Source organism: Nostoc foliaceum FACHB-393 (assembly GCF_014698505.1).
In the GTDB taxonomy this organism is placed as follows: Bacteria; Cyanobacteriota; Cyanobacteriia; order Cyanobacteriales; family Nostocaceae; genus Nostoc; species Nostoc foliaceum_A.
Genome location: NZ_JACJTD010000002.1, coordinates 87,395 through 107,660 on the forward strand (window position 1 = coordinate 87,395; position 20,266 = coordinate 107,660).

11 protein-coding genes are annotated in these 20,266 nt (G+C 41.2%); 4 read left to right on the forward strand and 7 right to left on the reverse strand.

Going from position 1 to position 20,266, the window contains the following annotated elements; all coding sequences use genetic code 11:
- Positions 1 to 22: 22 nt before the first annotated feature.
- The 4 genes from H6G92_RS02175 to H6G92_RS02190 form a co-directional block, all read right to left on the reverse strand.
- Positions 23 to 544, reverse strand: a complete 522-nt coding sequence (locus H6G92_RS02175) for a phycocyanin subunit beta (protein WP_190890270.1) — start codon at positions 542 to 544, stop codon at positions 23 to 25.
- Positions 545 to 1,314: 770 nt separating this feature from the next.
- A complete protein-coding gene (gene hpnH, locus H6G92_RS02180) occupies positions 1,315 to 2,334 on the reverse strand; it encodes an adenosyl-hopene transferase HpnH (protein WP_190890271.1) in 1,020 nt (339 codons plus the stop codon).
- Between the two features lie 99 nt (positions 2,335 to 2,433).
- The gene (gene hpnA / locus H6G92_RS02185) at positions 2,434 to 3,417 is read right to left on the reverse strand and encodes a hopanoid-associated sugar epimerase (protein ID WP_190890272.1); all 984 of its coding nucleotides are present in this window, start codon (positions 3,415 to 3,417) and stop codon (positions 2,434 to 2,436) included.
- Positions 3,417 to 6,131, reverse strand: coding sequence for an efflux RND transporter permease subunit (locus H6G92_RS02190; protein WP_190890273.1), 2,715 nt, complete (start codon positions 6,129 to 6,131; stop codon positions 3,417 to 3,419). Before H6G92_RS02190 ends, hpnA begins: the two co-directional genes overlap by 1 nt.
- A gap of 311 nt (positions 6,132 to 6,442) precedes the next feature.
- Here H6G92_RS02190 and H6G92_RS02195 point away from each other — a divergent pair, with 311 nt between their 5' ends.
- The gene (locus H6G92_RS02195) at positions 6,443 to 7,132 is read left to right on the forward strand and encodes a 5'-methylthioadenosine/S-adenosylhomocysteine nucleosidase family protein (RefSeq protein WP_190890274.1); all 690 of its coding nucleotides are present in this window, start codon (positions 6,443 to 6,445) and stop codon (positions 7,130 to 7,132) included.
- An 83-nt stretch (positions 7,133 to 7,215) separates the two neighbouring features.
- Here the strand turns inward: H6G92_RS02195 and H6G92_RS02200 are convergent, their stop codons facing one another.
- Positions 7,216 to 12,894, reverse strand: coding sequence for an alpha-2-macroglobulin family protein (locus H6G92_RS02200; RefSeq protein ID WP_190890740.1), 5,679 nt, complete (start codon positions 12,892 to 12,894; stop codon positions 7,216 to 7,218).
- A gap of 507 nt (positions 12,895 to 13,401) precedes the next feature.
- Between H6G92_RS02200 and pbpC the strand changes: the two genes are divergently transcribed.
- Positions 13,402 to 15,762 carry a penicillin-binding protein 1C gene (pbpC, locus tag H6G92_RS02205; RefSeq protein WP_190890275.1) on the forward strand — a complete coding sequence of 787 codons (2,361 nt, stop codon included), beginning with the start codon at positions 13,402 to 13,404 and terminating at the stop codon, positions 15,760 to 15,762.
- 89 nt (positions 15,763 to 15,851) lie between these two features.
- Here pbpC and H6G92_RS02210 read toward each other — a convergent pair whose 3' ends face one another.
- Positions 15,852 to 16,241, reverse strand: a complete 390-nt coding sequence (locus tag H6G92_RS02210; RefSeq protein ID WP_190890277.1) for an agenet domain-containing protein — start codon at positions 16,239 to 16,241, stop codon at positions 15,852 to 15,854.
- A 725-nt stretch (positions 16,242 to 16,966) separates the two neighbouring features.
- Between H6G92_RS02210 and H6G92_RS02215 the strand changes: the two genes are divergently transcribed.
- On the forward strand, positions 16,967 to 18,358 hold the full coding sequence (locus H6G92_RS02215) for a hypothetical protein (RefSeq protein ID WP_190890279.1): 1,392 nt from the start codon (positions 16,967 to 16,969) through the stop codon (positions 18,356 to 18,358).
- 236 nt (positions 18,359 to 18,594) lie between these two features.
- On the opposite strand, the gene H6G92_RS02220 is transcribed toward H6G92_RS02215, so the two are convergent.
- Complete coding sequence (locus H6G92_RS02220) at positions 18,595 to 19,218, reverse strand: site-2 protease family protein (RefSeq protein WP_190890281.1); 624 nt, start codon at positions 19,216 to 19,218, stop codon at positions 18,595 to 18,597.
- 759 nt (positions 19,219 to 19,977) lie between these two features.
- Between H6G92_RS02220 and H6G92_RS02225 the strand changes: the two genes are divergently transcribed.
- A complete protein-coding gene (locus H6G92_RS02225) occupies positions 19,978 to 20,259 on the forward strand; it encodes a DUF4212 domain-containing protein (protein WP_190890283.1) in 282 nt (93 codons plus the stop codon).
- Positions 20,260 to 20,266 lie beyond the last annotated feature (7 nt).

Sequence of the window (20,266 nt, forward strand, 5' to 3'; positions counted from 1 at the left end):
CAGTCAATAGTCTCGAACGGGTTTAGCCTACTGCTGCGGCTGCACGATCAAAGTAGCTAGCAACTTCAGATGATATAGCGCTGCAATCGCCTCTAGTGATACCATTGGGGTCGTTAACAAGAGCCAAAGCTGCTTCCTTCATCTTTTGCACGCCAACTGCTACAGAAGCACCAGGAGTTCCTAGAGCCAAGTAGGTTTCGCGGAGACCGTTTAGACAACGATCATCTAACACACTTGCATCACCAGCAAAGATTGCATAGGTTACATAGCGTAAGATGATTTCCATGTCACGCAAGCAAGCAGCATTCCGACGGTTGGTGTAAGCGTTACCACCAGGAGCAATCAACTGAGGCTGTTCTGCGAACAGAGCGCGAGCTGCATTGGCAACAATTGCTGAGGAGTTGCTGGTAATCCGGTTTACGGTATCTGCACGCTTGTTGCCATCTTTAACTAGGGCAGCTAGGGCATCCAACTGAGCAGCGCTGAGATATTCACCGCGGGCATCAGCTTGGGTGATTACTTTTGCAAATGCATCTAAAACCATTGCCTTAAATCTCCTAATTTGCTTGCTGTAAGAATAATTGGACTCAAAACTGAATGGTTCAGCTTTTTTGATGTCAGCACTGCCTGACGAGTTACGAAAGGTTTAAAACAGACATCCACGGAATAAGTTTACGATCTCCAGGCTTTCAGATTAAAACTTTTGTTAAAAAACTTCAAACTTCTATGAACGACTGGAAAACCTGATTAAGATGTTGTTTTTTACTTCCAAGTTCTCTTTATACAATGCTGCCGCGTCATTATTTATTACAAATTATTGTTATGTTTGTTAATTTCATTTACATAAGTTTACATTTTCCTCTCTTTGCTCTTTTGACTTTTCTCCAGCCCAAAAGATGGGAGAATTTATTTCTGGAAATCCCTTTAAGAGTGCGTAGGCGTAGCCCACCTCAGGCATCGCACCCTTAAGTTGTGTAGTATTTGCTACTTTTTAGCTCCTGCCAAGGGCATGCCCTATATGTGCGGTTGCATTGCATCCATTGCAGCCGTGGGTTCATAGCGGTAGTGAAGAATATGCTCTATAGCCTCTGGCAAAATTTCAAATCGGTCTAACTGCTTTCAAATCATGCTCTTCAGCTAAGACCCAACATCGCTCAATCATATTCAAGCCAGGTGAATAGGCTAGTACCAAAATCTATTAGCCAATAATGACTTTCATAAATCGCAATGAACCAGATAATAATATTTAGAGGGTGCGTAGGCGTAGCCCCCCGCAGGCATCGCACCCTCTCAATATGTAGTATTTGCTACTTTTTAGCTTCTACCAAACACACTGCCAAGGGCACGCGCCATATTTTGCGGTTGCATTGCATCCATTGCGGCGGTGGGTTCGTAACCGCAGTGAACCATACAATCGGCACATTTGGGATTACCACTCTTCTGGCCGTATTGACTCCAGTCAGTTTGTGCCAGTAATTCCTTGAAAGTGGAGTAATAACCTTCGTTCAGCAGATAGCAAGGTTTTTGCCAACCAAGAACACTATAACTAGGGCTACCCCAAGGCGTGCATTCATAGTCCTTTTCACCAGTGAGAAAATCTAAGAACAGAGGATTGTGATTGAAGTTCCAGTTTTTTTCACCAGCTTTGTATGGAGCCAGAATTTCCCGAAAGAGGGCGCGTGTTTGTTCACGGTGGAGAAAATGATCTTGATCTGGTGCCCATTCGTAACTGTAGCCGGGAGAAATCATCATCCCGTCAGTATTTAGTGTTTCTAAAAAGTCGAAGAACTCTTGCATATCTTTGGGTTCAGTACCTTCAAAGATAGTGGTGTTAGTGGTGACACGAAAGCCTTTAGCTTTAGCGGCGCGAATGGCTTTGACAGCAATATCAAAAACACCTTTGCGATCGACACACTGATCATGCAACTCCCGCATCCCATCTAAATGCACACTAAAAGTCAGGTAAGGAGAAGGTTCAAACTTATCCAGGTTCTTTTCTAACAACAAACCATTGGTACACAAGTAAATATATTTCTTGCGCTCAATTAAGCCCCGGACAATCTCATCAATTTGGGGATGTAGCAGAGGTTCTCCCCCAGGAATTGAGACAACTGGTGCGCCGCACTCTTCCACTGCGGTAAAGCACTGTTCTGGGGTGAGATTTTGCTTTAAAATTTCCTTTGGATGTTGTATTTTACCACAACCAGTACAAGCGAGATTACACCGAAAAAGAGGTTCCAACATTAATACTAAAGGGAAGCGTTTACGTCCTTTCAAACGCTGAGTAACAAGATACTTCCCAATATCCATAGCTTGTTGTAGATTAACTGCCATTGTTGCGATCGCTCCTCTTTTAAATATAAAAACACCACTTTAGGGGCGCACATCTATGCACCCCTACATATTGCATCCACACGTGAATCGCTATATTTTTCATTGAACGTAACCCTGAGCAACAAACCAATCCACAGCATCTTTGAGTGCCGCTTTCAGCGGAGATTGGGGTAAACCCAACTCTCGTACAGCCTTGGCGGCATCGTAATACATAGGTTGTTTCGCCATCCGCACGCCATCTAATGGCACTGAAGGCAATTTTCCCAAGGGTGCGAGAATCTTTTCATCAACCCAAGCAACACTAAGGGGCAACCAAGCGGGTACTGTTCGTTGAGGGGCGCTTAGACCGGTGATATCGGCAAGTTGTTCGAGTAGTTCCTTGAGACTTAGGTTTTGATGACCTAAGATATAGCGGTCGCCTGATTTACCCCGTTGCAAAGCCAGTAAATGTCCCCATGCCGCATCCCGCACATCGATAAAATTCAAACCAGTATCTAAGTAAAAGGGCATTTGCCGTCGCAAAAACCGCAGGATTATATCACCTGTCGGGGTAGGTTTGATATCCAACGAGCCAATTGGGCTGCTGGGATTGACAATAACTACTTCCTGACCTGTAGCAACGGCTTGCATGGCTTCTTGTTCAGCGAGAAACTTGGACTTTTTGTAGTCACCCACCAACTTTTCTAAAGGACTCTGATGTGTTTCATCGACGACTTGACCAGATGATCCTACTCCAATTGCCGCTACTGAACTAGTATAAACGGTGCGCTCAATCCCAGCTTTGCGAGCTGCTGCCAACACATTGCGCGTACCCAAGACATTGTTATGGTGGAGTAACTCCCGGTCTGTTTGCCAGAGGGAATAATGGGCTGCCACATGAAATAGGTATTGACAACCTTCCATTTGTTGCCAGAGATTTGAATCATTCAAATCGCCTTTGACAATTTCCACCTCCAAACCGCGTAGATTCTCCAAATTGCTGCTTGAGCGTACCAGTGCTTTGACATCATATCTCTGTTGGAGTAACAACCGTACTAAGTGAGCACCAATAAAGCCCGTACCCCCCGTGACAAAGACTTGCATCAACTTCTCTCCCTCGTCTGAAATCGGGGAAACCAATCATCCAAAATGGCGTAGACTACCGGCACAACAATCAAGCTGAGGATAGTTGAAGTTATGAGTCCACCTGCGATCGCTACAGCCATAGGCGATCGCAATTCGGAACCAGCACCAAAGCCCAATGCGATCGGTAGCATCCCTAAGAGTGTAGAGGCAGTAGTCATCATAATTGGTCTGAGGCGCACTGGGCCAGCTTTGAGAATCGCCTCTGTGCGGTCTAAGCCAGATTTGCGGAGTTGGTTGATGTAATCTACCAGTAAGATGGCATTTTTGTTTGCTAGTCCCAACAAAAACACAAAGCCAATCAGCGAGATCATGCCAAAGTCACTCTTGGTGAAGAGTAAAGCCAACATGGCACCGACAATTGACAAGGGCAAAGAAACACCTATTACTACTGGGTCTATCCAGCTTTTGAACAGCAAAATCAGTACTACGACAATGCACAATGCTGATAAAAGTAAAGTAGTACCAAAACTACTAAATACTTCACCTTGGCGGGCAGAATCTCCTCCCAAGTCTAAAGTTACACCAGCAGGTAACACTGCTTTTGCTTCTGCTACTAATTGGTCGGTGGCACTACCCAAGGACAAATCCTTGCCCAGATTGGCACTAATATAGGCAACTCTTTGATTGTTGAGCCGCTCAATTTGAAAAACTGTGCCCTGCGGGTTTGTTTCACTTGTCACAGTGACATCAGCAAATCCCGGTAGTTTTTCGATGCGCTCTTTAATTGCCTTGGCAGCTTTGCTGAGGCTTTGGAGGTTATCGCCTCGTAGTGATGCCTGTAAAGGTTTTTGTCCACCAGTATCAACAAATTGAATATCTTCTACGCTGGTACTCACACCAGGAAGATTAGGCAAAGACGAGCGTAATTGGTCTTGTATTTCCGCAGTCTTGATGTTACGGTCTTCCTTCAGCTTCACATAAAGCGTACCTTTGTTTGGCTCACCTTCACGAGAACCAACAGTAGTAAACACCGTTTCTACTACTGGAGATTTTCTCACCACATCTTCTAGTTTCTTGGCAACCTCTAGAGAATCATTCAAAGGATTGGGGATAGGGAATTGGGATGCGGCAGATAAGGAAGAAATTCCCCCTTGTCCCCCTTGTCCTCCTTGTCCCCCTTGTCCTCCTTGCCCCTGCAAAAATTGCTCAGGGATTTTTGGCAAGGGTGCGGTGTAAGTAATATTGAACTCGCCGCGATCTAATTTAGGAATAAACCCTTTGGGAATGAGTAGACTCAGTGCCATACCTGCAACAAAGCTAAGTATGGCTAATGCGATAACTGTTTTGCGGTGGTTTAAAGACCAGTGGAGTAAATTTCTGTAATATTGGGTAAAATTCAGCCAGGTGTTTGCTTCCTGGCGGCGCGGAGTTGAAGTAGCAGGTTTTAGCCAGAAAGTGGCTAAGGCTGGTGACAATGTACGGGCGACCAGCGTCGAAGCAATCATGGCTGCTGAAACCGTAATTCCGAACGGCTTGAAGAACTGCCCGATTACTCCACCCATCAAACCAATGGGTAAAAAAACCGCTACTGCTGTAGCAGTGGTGGCGATGACTGTTAAGCCAATTTCATCTGTTGCTGAAAAGGCGGCTTGGCGAGGAGTTTCCCCTTCTTCGATGTGCCGCATGATGTTTTCGACATCGATGATCGCATCATCGATTACACTGCCAATCACTAAGGCCAAAGCCAGCAACGTAATCGTTTCTAGGTTGAAACCAAAAATTGCCATGACAATAAACGTCGCCAACAAAGATGTTGGAATCGCCAAGGCAGAGATGAAAGTTGCCCGCCAATTCCATAAAAAAGGAAAAATTACTACGATAGACAACAAGACTGCTTCCATCAGCGCATCGATTGTTGACTGGGTAGCTTGGCGGATATATTCTGCTTGGGTAGCAGCTAAAGTGAGGTTGACATTCTTGAGGGTAGAGCGTAGCCTTTGGACTTCTTTCTCAACCCGACTGACTACTTCTAAGGTGTTAGCGCTACCGCGTTTGATTACCTGAAATGCTAGTGCATCTTGCCCGTTAAACCTGACTAATGTTGCCCCTGATTGGGGGACAGATGCACTGGCATTAGCTGGATTTAGGGGAGGAGTTGCAGTAGCACCACCCAACAGTGAGACTTTCAGGACTCCTGGTAATTTAGCGATCGCACTTACAATCTCGTCTTGCGCCAACTTTGTCAAATCTGTGAGATTCCGGGTGGGACTCTCAATGGCATAGCTAATGGCGGCTGACTCATTTAAATTCAGGGGAATAATTTTAGAAGTCGCTCCCTGAGGCAAAGTCAACTGCTTGAGGGCAGCTTCAACTTCTTTGGTCGATGTTTCTAAATTCGTCCCAACGGCAAAAGAAAGGGCAACGGCTGTTTGACTTGGATAAGTGGATGAGCGCATATTCTCCAGTCCTTCTAGGGAGCGGAGGCGTTCTTCCAAGGGTTCGGTGAGTTTTGCCTCTGTATCCAGAGCAGTTTTCAGAGGGGCTGTAGCATTTACAACCACTACTGGAAATGTAATATCTGGAAACAAAGCATACTTGAGAGAACTGAAAGCCAGAATACCAGCTACCGTTACGGCAATCCAAAAACTCACCGTCAGCCACGAAAATTGAATCGCCAATTTGGAAATATTGAAGAGTTCTCGTGCGGATTTTGAGCGATGAAGCTTTACCATCTTGGAAAATTATCGTGTGGGTGACACAATTATTTAGTCATGCTACAGCAATCACCTTCGGTTTGCGAGTTTTAAGCACCAGAAAACGGCAATATTACTTATTGTTACTCAGATGTGGCAAAATTTTTAATACAGAATTGAACTTTAGAAATGAAACTTGGTTCTGTCGAGCATAAGGAATTATTCTGTCGGAGCTTTACAAACTGCGTAGGCGTAGCCCGTCGTAGACATCACTCTCCAAGGTACAGAAGAATTAAGCCACGCTCGCCTATTTATACCCAAACGCAAACTTGAAACTGTCGAGAGGGCTAGTGTCTAATTTTTTGCCCATCAACACAATTCTGGTGCCTCAGGGAGCAGAACATAAAGCTGTGTGTCGCGGATTAAGCGGCGTTAGTGGTTCCATCCCAACAGTAGTAGCTATACCTGTTGGGATGAAGCCTTTACTCAAATACCTCCAACAATCCCAAGGAAATGGACAATTTCTGGCTCCAAAATCCAGAGTGCTGATTATGGGTGTATGTGGCAGCTTGAGCGATCGCTATGCAGTTGGTGATATTGTGCTGTATCAAGATTGTGTTTATCAGGGGAAGCAGCAAGAATGCGATCGCACTTTCACAGATCAATTGCACTCTTCTATACCAGGAAATATATCATTTGTCAAGTCACTGACAAGCGATCGCGTGATTTGGTCTGCTGCCGAAAAACACCGTTTAGGTGAGACTTTGGCGGCTGATGTTGTTGATATGGAAGGATTTACCGCCCTAGAGTTTTTCAATACAGCCGGGGTGGACGTGGCAATGCTGCGAGTAGTTTGTGACGATTGTCAGCACGATATCCCCGATCTCACAGCAGCAATTAACTCTGATGGTTCCCTAAACCCTTTTCCTTTAGCGATGGGAATGCTTCGACAACCCCTTGCTGCTACTCGGTTGATTCGAGGTTCATTAACAGCATTAAAGGTGTTAGAAGAAGTTACAAATACGCTCTTTTCTGGCTAGAGGTTGAATTGACATTCCCCTGGCTGAATAAATTAACAGCTAAAACAAAACGTTACTGGAGGCTAAAGGCTCTAAAATAGCTTTCATTTCCCCTCTTCCAGGATTAATGTAGACTCAGCTGTACGCCCAAATTCTTCTGGTGCATATTGCAGGTGAACTTCAGCACCAGGCCAAGAAAATGTACCAGGGGTGACAGAACGGACTAAGTAATGGAGGCTATAAACTCCTGGTTCCAGGTGGTCGGCGTAGGCGATAATGCGATCGCGGTAGATATTCCTAAAGCCAAGTTCCCAGCTATCGGCTTTTGCTTGTAATGCAGCTGTGGTAGTTTGAAAACTTGCATCCACCGCCTCAAAACCTGATGGTAGCGGATCTTTAATCACCACATGATCCACAGGATGATCGGCGATGATTTCTAAACCAATATCAAACACTTGTCCAGAAGCTAAAGTCAAGGGTTTATCAAAAGCGTAAAGTCCTGTTTTTTGCAGAAATTTCGCTTCATTTAATTTGCTAATTTCTCGTATTACCCGTAAACCGTTAAACCTACCTGGTTGATTTCCCTGCAAGCGATAATTATAAGCAACCAGATAGTGTAAAGTGCCATTACCTGATTTTTGCAGCATTAAATCATGACGACCACGAGGTAATTTATTCATTGGCACATTTAGCTTTAAGCTAGGATTTTGATAGCCATTAAACCTATTTTCTCCTAACTTATTACCAGCTAATTGCACTGTGGCAACAAAATTAGGTGGTGTGGGTTGCAGTTGGCTATATTCTACCAAAGCTGTTAATGCTTGGGCATTGTTATAGTTAGTTTGCCATGTGCCATTCCGTCGCAGTGCGATAAGACTTTGGAATAACTTATCTATCACTTCAGATTTACTTTGTTTAGCAATAAATAATCGTAAAGCTTGCGCTTGCGCGGTAGTCGATGAACTCATCCATCCCCAACTACGGGGTAAACTTACAACTGCTGTGCGACCAGTTTCATATATATTCTGTTGCAGCTTGTTCACTAATTGTTGAGATTCGTCTTGCCATTCTGGGAATTGAGATAAGTATCGCGCCAATTTAATTTGAGTTACTATATCAAAATTATTGCGCTGTTCATAAATATCTGCTAGGAAAGTATTGCGTTTTTCACCCAGTTCTGATAAAGCAATTAAAGCATTAAGTTGCAGTTGCCTTTTACATAGTAGTTGTTTGCAAAACTCGTATTCTCCAGGGTTCGCCAGAACTTTTTGCAGATAAGTTTTGAGGCGAGACAGTATTGCAGAATCGACTAAATTAGGGAACGCCTGACTGGCTTTTACCAAAGATTCACCTGCATAGGAAGAAACCCAAGGGTCGGATTTTTGTTGTCCGGGAAAAGCAGCAAAACCACCATCAGCTATTTGGAGTTTTTGTAATGTTTCAAGGGCTTGTTTCGCCTGTTGGCTAGGATTAAATTCTGCAAATGTCTGACCATATTTTTGGGCAATAGTTTGCAGATTGGCAGCAATGATTAACTGACTTGCAGCAGGTTCTGTGAAAGGTAAATCATCATCTTCCAAAACCTGCTTTGCTGGTGCTTGAATCTCCGGTATCAAAGTACTCGCCAGCTGAATATCTAAACCTCCCGCATCAGGGAAGGTATTTTTGTCAACATTCAGGGGAATCTTCACCTGTTTTTCAGTGACACCAGTTTCAACGACTTGTTCGGTAATTTCCAGTGACTTAATTTCCAAAGGTACTTCAAAAGCATCTGCGGCTGTACCATTTAGCTGAGTCGTAAAGCGAACTTTACCAACTCCCACATTATCTGCCACCATTGGAAAGCGATAAGCATGAGTAGCAGATTCAGCTTTGGTTTGCAAAGCAGTAGTTGTGGGGTTTTTCTCGGCAAACTTCACAGTACCGCTAAGTTCGCCATTAATTGAGAGATTTCCTGTATTCCCAGTATTGTTAGTTACGGATAAGCCAGCGAGGATGCGATCGCCAGGACGGGCAAACTGTGGCAAGATGGCATTAGTTAGCAGTGGTTTTGTGGTGATAAACGTCGCGTCTCCATTCCCAAAACGCAGATTTCCATCAGTGGCGACAGCCATCACCCGCCATGTAGTTAAGTTATCCGGGAGTTTAAAGGTTATCTGTGCATTACCGTTAACATCAGTAAGAACAGAACCGTTGTAGTAAGCTAAGGCTTGAAAATCTGTGCGAGTGCGAGTATTTGCTGCACCAGTTGAGAAACCACCGCCATAACCCCAACCTTTGGGTTTAGCTACATCTTGTGGTTGTAAAATTACATCTGGTCGATTATCGCTAAAGCGGGTAGATATTGGCTGTTCTGCATAAACTGTATCCACCAAATCTGGCGGACGATAGCCAGAAAGTTGTAACACAGCCTCATTTACCACCATGACTGTAAACTGTCCTTGGGTGGGATTTCCTTGATTGTCCTTTAGTTCTAGCTGTACTGTTTCTTCTGCACCAGGTTCTAATGATGCTTGCACTGGCTTAACTTGCAGTTTTAAATACTTCTCCTCCAAGTTAACTTTAAAAGGTGTAAAACCAATTTTGACCAAGTTATCTAAACTTCCTGGTTCCACTTGGCTTATGGGTTTACCTTGTCTGACTAATACAGCTTCAATGGCTGCATTTGGCAGCATTTCTGGCGTAACTTGAAACTGAATTTGTGGTGCGCCTCCCTGAACTTTGGTAATCTGTTGATAAAGGGGTTTGTCTTTAATTACAGCAAAGTACAATTCTGCATCTGCATAGGGAGATTGAATTAGTGCAGTAGCAGTTTCACCCGGTTTGAACTCTTTTTTATCTAATTTAACTTCTAAGACATTTTGTTCTCTAGAACCCCAAAATACTGAATTTCCTCCAGTTGCCCAAATTTGTAAATCTGTGGCACTTAATTCGCTTTTAGCATCGCTAAAATTAACTCTAATCCTGTATGAACCAGATTCAGGCGCTGTTAAGTTTACCGATTGCAAATTGCTAGCAGATGTAATTTCTGCTTGTCCCACTGTTTTATATTCAACTTGATTTTTTGCGGTTCGGCTACCTTCCACCAACTGCGTAACGCTGCTGTATTTTATCTGTTGTAATTCCAGGCGCACCCGTTGACCTGTGATCGTTTTTCCTGTAGGGTCAGTAACAATCACTTCAATGGGAAAAGCCTTCCCAGCATCAGCGATAAAATTACTTTTTAACCCGATAAGGCGATTACTTGGTAGGGCTGTAAAAGTTTTGGAATTCGCTACAGATAAATTAGAAACATCTGCAACTTGTACATCTACCCGGTAAGTCATCGGATATGGTAAATCATTTGCCACAGTTACCGTTTGGCTACTTTTACCATTAGTATCCAACTGGGCATTAGTTTGCAATACATCGCTAGATATGGTGGGAGTTTCCTCCGGCCATAACCATTGCCGACCAAAAGCAAATTCCTCCCAACCTTTAGGGATAAAATTAGATTGTTGGCGAGTGACAAAATATTTTGCTTCTCCACCTTCTACAGGCGCACCAAACAAATAATTGCTTGTGGCATTAATATCAACTTTCTCGTCAATAAGAGCAAATTCTTTATCTAAGTTAAGTTCGACTTTAAAGTTGGGTGGCTTAAACTCAGCTACCCGAAATTCTCCAGAAATTTCTTGCCCATTCTTCCCCTTAGCCTGGATTGTATAATAGCCTAAGCGCTGAGTAGTTTTGATTGGCACTTCCAGAGAAAACGTACCAAATTCATTTGTAGTTTGCGTACCTAAGTTAGTTTTTTGTCCATCAGGATTTACCAGAGTTAATTGGTAAACAGCATTTTTATCTTGCTGGATTGTGCCATTTTGTAAGAAGTCAACAAAACCAGTAAACCAAGCTTTTTCGCCTGGTTGATACAACTGTCTATCTGAAAAAATTACCCCGCGTGATTCTGGCTTACCATCTTGCCAACCTGCATCAATCCCATATCCATATACGCCGCTATATTCCTCAGTTCTGGTAAATGCCCAGTCTTGATTTTCACGGGCAATTACTAATAATTGTGGTGATTTACTATAACTTTCATTCCCAGAATAACATTGCTGTAATTCTTCACTATTAATTTTAAAAGTACCATTTTCATCAGTTTTACCCGTTGCACAAGGTACAGGTTCCGGGCGAGATTTTGCCTGTAATTTTGATTGATAAATTTCAATAGCGCTATTTTTAACTGGCGAACCATCTGTAAGATGATTGACGCGAATTAACCCTGACTCAGGAAACCACTGAGTAAATACGCCTAAATTTGTCAATTCAACCATGCCATAAGTCGTAGGTTCTCGCCATAGTTCCTTACCATTCTCCTGATATTTATTAGTGCGGGCTTGCACTCCGTAAGCTAACATTCCCGTAGCTGCACTTATTTTTTCCCGCAGGGGAACAGCAACGTCAACAGATTGATTTTTCTTACCTGATACGTTAAAACTTTGCCAATTAGAAGGTTTTGGTAATAAATCATTACCATAATTAAAATAAACCAAATCTGTTGGTTGGACTACTCGATAAGCTGCTTTGTATTTTGATTCTGGTAGGTTTACCGTACTAATATTTAACTGTAAATCTTTACCTGTGGGGAAAATATTCAAATCTGATGGTACCCAGATATCCCCAGCTAAATCTCCAGTATCATATTTAAGCGTGATAGGTTTACCCAAAGTTTGCCCAAACTTATCTTTGAGATTAGCACCGATAATAATTGTATAAGTCTTGGCAGGTTCTAGCGCATAAGGATTGATGCCAACAATTTTATCTTCATCGTTTACTTGCAGAATTCTCGAAATGTCTTTTGGTGCCGGATTAATTTTAATATTTTCTTTAGCAGAATCTGCCACTAAGACGTTATTAAATTCTAACTGAGGGCTGCCTTTAAGAAATCTTCCAAAAGTTCCACCTGCATCTGGCTGTCCGTAAAAGTTAATTTTCTGAAATGCTAAAGGCGAATAAGTTGCTAACTTACTGGTAAATTCTTTCTCTGTAGGGAGATTGCCATAAGCAGGAAGGATTCCGGGAGAAAATACTAGGCGATAAGGGGTTGCTTTTTCGAGATTTTGCTGTGGGATGAGGTTATAAATCCAATTGCGTGCTGAAGGATCAATTTTTTCTAAAGGATCTTCATTCTCTTCTAATGGTTTTTCTTCTTTATTTAATTCAACTTTAAAACCTATACCCTTATTTTTACCTTCAGGAATTAACTGTAAATGCTCTTGAATAGAAGCTAAATCTAATTCTACATTGGAAGTAAACTGTAACTTTTGTTTTAAATCAATTGGTTCAACATCAGCCTTTTCAATGGGATTCACACCGGGTAAATTAGTCAGTTTGATAGATGCTGTATTGAAAGTCCAAGGTAAATCTTTGTCTAGGCGATGATTTTTTAAATCGGCTAAACCTGCTTTGAGAGTGACTTGAAATCTTGTCGCTATTGGCAAGGCTTTCTCTGCTTGAAAACCCACCATGCGCGGTGTCAAAAAGCGAAATTGGCCGGGTAAAGGCGGCCAAAGTACAAATTTTTGCAATATTTTTTGCTGTTCTGGACTGTCTAGGCTTTCAACTGGTATTAAAGCTTCTTTAAAGCGAATGCGGATTTGGTTAAGAGGTTTCGCATCCCCAATAGGACTAATTTGTTCAATCCAGTCTGGTAATTTTGGCGGTGTGAGTGGGGAAACTGCTGGTAGTTGTTCTTTACTTGAGTTGATACCAAAAAAATTACATCCTGCCATCCCTAGCATAAATGTAAAGATGAGAAAATACTGGATTATTCTCTTCCGGCTCGAAGAATGACTAATTTTTTTTAACGTAGACGCTTCTCTACGAGACGCTACGCGAACGGCTTGCCGCAGGCTACCACAAAATACACCAACTACGCCAAGGAAGAAATTGATAATTTTATGGTGGAAACGGATTAAAATTTTGATAATCATATTTTTATTAATTTAAAATAAAAAAATATCGCAAACAAAAGTCTGCAACTCTTGTTGAGGGCACGCTATCACTAGTGATTTATATCCAATGTTTGGATGTCTCGTATGTTTATTTACATAGATAACTAATCCAGTGTTATTGTTCCAAAAATGACTACAATTCTTAACGATGAAGAAGTATTTAACTTCTGCAAATATTAATTTATATCTGCTAGGTTATGACAAATGAATTATTAAGGATATGACATATTTACTGATGTAGATGTAATAGCATGGTCAAAATTAAGATAGGTTTTATTGGGCAGGGATTTCCTGATGAAAATAATTTCACGATCGCTAACCAAAATTAAGCATAGTAAAGTTATCCTAGCTGGGCTGCTAATATGCCTAGTGGTACGCTTGCTACCCTATTTTGCTCCCATTCGGGCCGCAGACATTGCCCAAAATCAGTTAGCAATGCAATTTAGCGATCGCAATGGTTTACCATTAGGAACATTGCTCACCCGTGACCAAGAGCACACATCAGTAGTACCACTAAATCAGGTTTCGCCCCAGTTTATCCATGCTATTTTAGCCGCCGAAGATGCTAGCTTTTACCATCACGGGGCGTTGGATATGAAGGCTGTTATCCGCGCCAGCAAAGAAGCCATCCACGCCAAAAGAATTGTTTCCGGTGCTTCCACAATTACTATGCAGTTGGCGCGGATGTTAGATCCCGTCCCGCGTACTCTGTCAGGTAAAATGCAAGAGATTTGGCTATCTTGGCGGTTAGTAGCAGGGATGAATAAAGATGAAATCCTCTCTGCATACATCAATCGGTTGCCAATGGGAGGCAATATATATGGTGTGGAAGCAGCCGCGCAGACTTATTTTTCCATCCCAGCTAGTGAATTGAATCTTGCTCAAGCTAGTTTGTTAGCTGCTATTCCCAATAATCCCACATACTTTAACCCTTATCAGCATTGGGAACGGCTGAAGCAGCGGCAAAAATATGTCCTCAATCGGATGGTACAGGAAAAGTATATTAGTGGTGCGAACGCAGCCCGAACATCCGCTGAAAAGGTTGTGTTTCAGTCTAGCCAACGGGGAATTATCGCCGCGCCACACTTTTTATTTTGGTTAGCCAATCAGATCCCCCCAACCCCCCTTGATAAGGGGGGCTTAATCCCCCCCTTTTTAAGGGGGGTTAGGGGGGATCAATCCGTTATCCGCACGACTATAAATCTTCCTTTACAGCAGTTTGTCGAAGCACAGGTGCAGCAGGTAATTTCTTCTCTGGCCGCCAATAATGTCCATGATGCATCTGCATTGGTGATTGACAACCGCACCGGCGAAGTTTTGGCTTATGTCGGTTCACCTAATTATTTTAATGAAGCCAAACTGGGACGCAATGATGGAGTACAGGCGCTACGTCAACCAGGATCTACTCTTAAGCCTTTTGTATATGAATTAGCTTTAGAGAAAGGTTTAATTCGCCCAAATACTATTTTGGCAGATGTACCCGCCCATTACGCCATTCCCGGCGCAAAACTTTATAGCCCAACAGATTATACCGAAAGCTTCCTTGGCCCTGTGCGGGTGCGAATCGCTTTAGCAAATTCTTTAAATGTACCAGCAGTGCGGGTGTTAGAAAAGGTAGGTGTGCAGACTTTCCTCGAACGTCTGCATCAATTGGGCTTTGAACACCTTAATCAAACCCCAGAACATTACGGTTTAGGGTTAACTCTCGGTAGTGGCGAAGTTAGTTTATGGGAATTAGCTAGAGCTTATGTTACTATGGCGCAGCTCGGAGAAGCTACGCCGCTAGTAAGCACATTTTCCGATTCCCCAATCCAAAATCCTTTGACTGAGCGCTCATACCAAAGTCCTAAATCTAAAATTCCAAATTCGACGACAATATGGCAATTAATAACTAATATGCTCAGTGACAGCCATGCTCGTGCAACAGCATTTGGTGTAGACTCAGTGCTAAATTTACCTTTCCCGGTTGCTGTTAAAACTGGCACTTCTTCCAATTTTCGGGATACTTGGACGGTGGGCTTCACCACAGATTACACCGTCGCTACCTGGGTAGGCAATTTCAACGGCGAACCGATGCGCCAAGTTTCAGGCGTTACAGGGGCTGCTCCCTTGTGGAATCGGATTATGTTACATCTGCACGAACATCAAGAACCAGCAGGTTTTCCACCTCCAGAAGGTTTAGTGCAATTACCTATTTGTGCTATTTCGGGGTTACGCCCAACATCAGAATGTACCTCAGTGGTGCAGGAATATTTCTATCCAGAAGATAAGATTGCCTACCAAAGTCAAAATCAATTCACTTTGCCACCAGAGTATGATGAGTGGTTAGCAAAACAACAGCAATCGAGTCTTGTTTCTACCAATTTGAGAATTTTATCTCCGCATCATGGCGATTTATTCTTACTATATCCAGGTGAAGAAGCGAAGCAAAAACTCGAATTTAAGCTAGCGGGAAATAAATCTGCGCCTGTAGAGTGGTGGCTAAATGGTGAAAAGCTAAATACACAGTCAGCTAATTCTTTATTTTGGTATCTGCGTCCTGGTAAGTGGACTTTGGAAGCGAGAAGCGGTGAAATGAGCGACAAAGTAAGTTTTCAGGTAGAGTTAGCTACTATTAAACCCACACGTCGAGGTTTTTCTATTAGTAATTCTTAGGGAGGCAGCCAGATTAAATTATAAAAAATTTAAGGGACGACTCTTACAGGTGAAGTCGTCCCTCCCAATTTATAAAAGTGAGATATTTCCTATCTGCTTACTCTGGAAGGTTCAACCCACTCATCCCAAGAGCTATCGTAGCCATCATAAGTAATTTTATAAAGATTGTTACTAACTTCTAAAACCTGCCCTTGATACCATTTTCCTTTCCACAAGATTCTAACTGAATCTCCAACTTGAAATGATACCCGGAAGCGTGCAGCATCAACCCATTCATTCCAGGAACTATCATAACCATCGTAAGTAATATAGCAATTATCATCATTAACCTTAAGTACCGTTGCCGGATACCATGCTTCCTTCCAAAGAACCTCAGCCTTTTGTCCCACAGAACAGGATGAGGCAGCAAAAGCACTGGGGATTAATGTTCCTATCCAGGTTGCCATAAAGATGGTACCAAACAATACTTTGTTTTTCATCGTTTTTTCTTTTCTATCCTCAAACAGTAAAACCGAATTTTGATTATGATTTCTGAAAATCTAATTCAAAATTTGTAATTAGCTGTTACTATTTTTATGGAATTAAATTAGCGATCGCCTCAGCATAAATTATGAATTTTTACCGCTAATTATGAAGATACTGCCGAAAGATAACGCATTTCAAATTAACAGTAGTTATCGACTTTACTTAATTGAAAGGGTAATATAAATTCTCAATGAAGATGCATTTAATATTTATGAAATGTAGATGTATGGAGGCAGCAGCTTGCCGCAGATTACCGCAAAATACGCAAAAAAAGAGATCAGTAAAGGAATTACTTCTTAAATGCAACTTTCGATAAAATTTATACAAGAACTTTGAATCACCTCTTTGAGAAATAGAGATATTAAGGGATGCCTACACAACTTGGTATTTTTGTGATACACTTGTACTATAAAATAATATCCGGTGAGTATGCAACGCGAAGTTTACCAGGCGATGCCCAAACTTTGTAGTAAATGAACGCCATAGTAGCTAGTTAGTGAATGCAATCATGAACACACAATATTTGTGTGATATAAGCCAAATTTAACATTTTGGCATCAATTTATTGTGTGTTTTTCTTTCAATTTTGCACGGTTGTAATAGCTTATTTTGAAAGAGTAATAAACCTCAGTAACCGTGGATTTAAAAGATTCTTGATCTTTGTATGGAAGGTAGCAATATGACGAATAATAAAATTTCTCTGGTAGAACTAATCCAAATTTTTGCACAATACCGCAAAAATATTATCGTCAATATCAAACACCTACAAGAACATTATCAAAGGACAGGGATCAAGCGCATCCAAGGTGTTAGAAACGAAAATGGAGAACTGCTTCAGCCTTGGTTGCGGACAGAAAATATAGATAATGCTGAGTATGTTGGTATGGGCGAGTTTCAGTTTAATCGGAATACTGCTACTATCAATATGCTTATCAAACGTAAAGTCAAACTTGCCAAATTTGAAGACCAAACCCCCACTATTGAGGTAGCAGGTTTGCTAGTAAATGACCTTAATAGCTTTAATAATTACACGATTGTCAGTGACGGCAAAATAAACGTCAAGTCCTTACAAATCAAAATCAGTAGTAAAAAAGCCTTTGAATCACTCAAAGAAAAAGGTGTGTTAGATGCAGAAGAATTTGACTTCCGTGCTGAACATACAATTCAGTTAGATAACTTGCCTCTTGTAGCTACTAATAGTCGTTACAGCAGCATTGATGGACTATTCAATGAACTCGCAGAAATTAAAGTACTTACTAGTATTATTTCTGCTCATTTGAAAAAGGAGTCAGATGTATTTGTAGCAGGACAGTTAGAGGAGTTTAAAAAGCACTATCTGTCCAAAAATGTTTACATCAACTTCCCTACAACTAATGAATACACAGACATCCATGAAGCTCTAGTTAATGGTACCCTTGACTCAAGATTGAGCTATAAAATTGATATCGGTAGTCAAGATATTCTTAACCTGAGTAAGTTTCATTCTGCTAACAAGTTTTTGAATAGAATGTATCGCTTTTATGACAAAGAGACTGGAGAAATTATCATTAAGCCGAGTTTTGCGATCGCAGTGAATGAGAATCTCGCTTTTAGGCACAGGCGGCTATCATCACGCACCAAAATTACGAAAGTTGACGAGTTTATGAAACCAATTTTTGATGATTTTCTTGGGCTTGAGCAAAATGGTATAGTCGTAAGTATTCTTAAGAAAGTTGGTGCTGATAGTTTGGCGCAGTTATTGCAAGATAAACAAGCTGGTAAGCAGATCAGTAAAGAGGAAATGGTTGCAGCTTTAACGGCAGCGAATACCAAGTTAGAACAATATGTAGAAAATATTTACCAAGATAAGATTTCTCCTTTGGTATTTTACATTGGTTGTACTGGAGTATTGCCACAACAAATGGGAGCAAAAGCCATGACTGCTGAAGAAGCTGCTGCTAAATACCCAAATTTACAATTTTCTAAAGATGAGCAAGAAGGTACTTTTTTTGTAGTTGGTGATAGTATTATCAGCATTTATGCCAAGACTGAATATTATAGCAAAAAGGTGGCTATCCTAAATCATTCGTGATCGACAAGACCCCCCAATACTGCTCGGTTAAGGTTTTTTGATGAAAATTTGAGTTCACAAAGACAGACGCGATAAATCATCACAAAGACGCGATAAATCGCCGTCTCTACAATAATCAGTCGTTTCGTAGAGACGGCAATTCATCGCGCCTCTTGCCTTAACCGAACAGTATTGCATGGCTTTCAATTTTCACAAATAAATAAAATAGGATTACTATATAAATAATCTATTTTTGTTTAAGAAGCTGCTGATTCTCCCCCAAGCGCCGATTGGATAACTAAATGAGCAATCTCACTAAGTCCCGTCCCAAATTCTGGAATTATAAATAGAAGCATCATTGCAAAAATTCCGAATTGGTTATATTGCAGTGGCTTTAGCTGAGGAAAAATTTCACTGAAAACATGAAAACCATCCAGTGGTGGAATTGGTAGCAGATTAAACAGAAATAAGGTCAAATTTATCCGAGCCGCTAAGTAAAGAAATTCTCCACTCAAAAGTCCTGAGAGACTCGGATTAGAGAGAAATTTAAGCATCAAAATAAATAGAATGCCTAAAGCCAGATTTGATAATGGCCCAGCTACGGATACCAAAATATTGCCTAGCTTGGGAGAGCGAAACTTAGATGGGTTGACGGGCATTTGTCCCCAAGCTATACCCATGAGACAGAGAAAGATGATTGATTCCTTACCCATGTGAACTACAGGATTAAGTGTGAGATGACCAGTTTTTTGTGGAGTGTTATCTCCCTGACTCATCGCAGCCCAGCCGTGAGCAAGTTCATGCAAAGTGATGGAGAATATGACAATTACAACGATTCTGAAAAAATGAATCGGCTCTGTGATGAGTGTTTGGATAAACATATATTCTGGCTTGTGGTATGGTTAAAACTGAAATCCGCACTTTCCAAAGACACGCACGAAAAAGTTACCCAATTTAAGAACTGCAAACCTTGAGAATCAAGGTTGCTCACCAATAAATTAGGTAAGTTATTTTTGCGAGGCTTCCAAAACTAGTTAAAAAATCTATGGAGACGTTGGTTGCTGAGAATGAAGCAAATCAGTTGCTTGAAATCAGCTTTTTCTCACCATAATGATCGAAGTTCTCATCTATAACGGCTGCAATGCATCAGAAAGCTGTGTAAGACAGTATTAGTATAATAATTTACTATCTTTTTGTAATGGGCCATGTGTGTAATAACAAGATCATTACATAAATGTTACTAATATAACTAAGTAATAATCTATAGTAATTATTCGTATCTTTTTTAATTAACTTTACTCAATTTTATAGCGTAAATTGCTTGTATAGCTTTAAAAAGTCAATTCATAGCATTTATAGTTGCAAAATTTCTAGTAAATAACACGTAATATATTTTAAAAGTTTTGTATATAAAATTATTGTGTATCAATGATTTATTGGATATTTCAGCTTCATCAACCAACATTTGTTCATAACTGACCATAGACAAATTCTCAGCTAATTATTAGCTAGTTATATTTGATACCTCAACTTTAAATATTATTTACTAAATAATTTAAAAATTAATACAGTCACTAGACAGGATATTAACGGCTTATTGGTATTATTTTGATGCACCAACGCAATGATGATGAACAACAATGGATGAAGATCAGCGCCGTTCTTATTGGCGTGCTAATACTGCTTTAATTCGTAATCTTTTAATTGTCTGGGCATTGGTTTCCCTAGTTTTCAGTATTTTGTTGGTTCAACCTTTGAATGCGATACGGTTTTTTGGCGTTCCTTTTGGCTTTTGGATGGCGCAACAAGGATCAATCCTGGTATTTGTGGCCTTGATTTTCATTTATGCCTTTCAAATGGATAAGCTAGACCGCAAATACAATCTCAGCAAGCAAGACAACAAATACAATCTCAAGAAGTGAGGAAAAA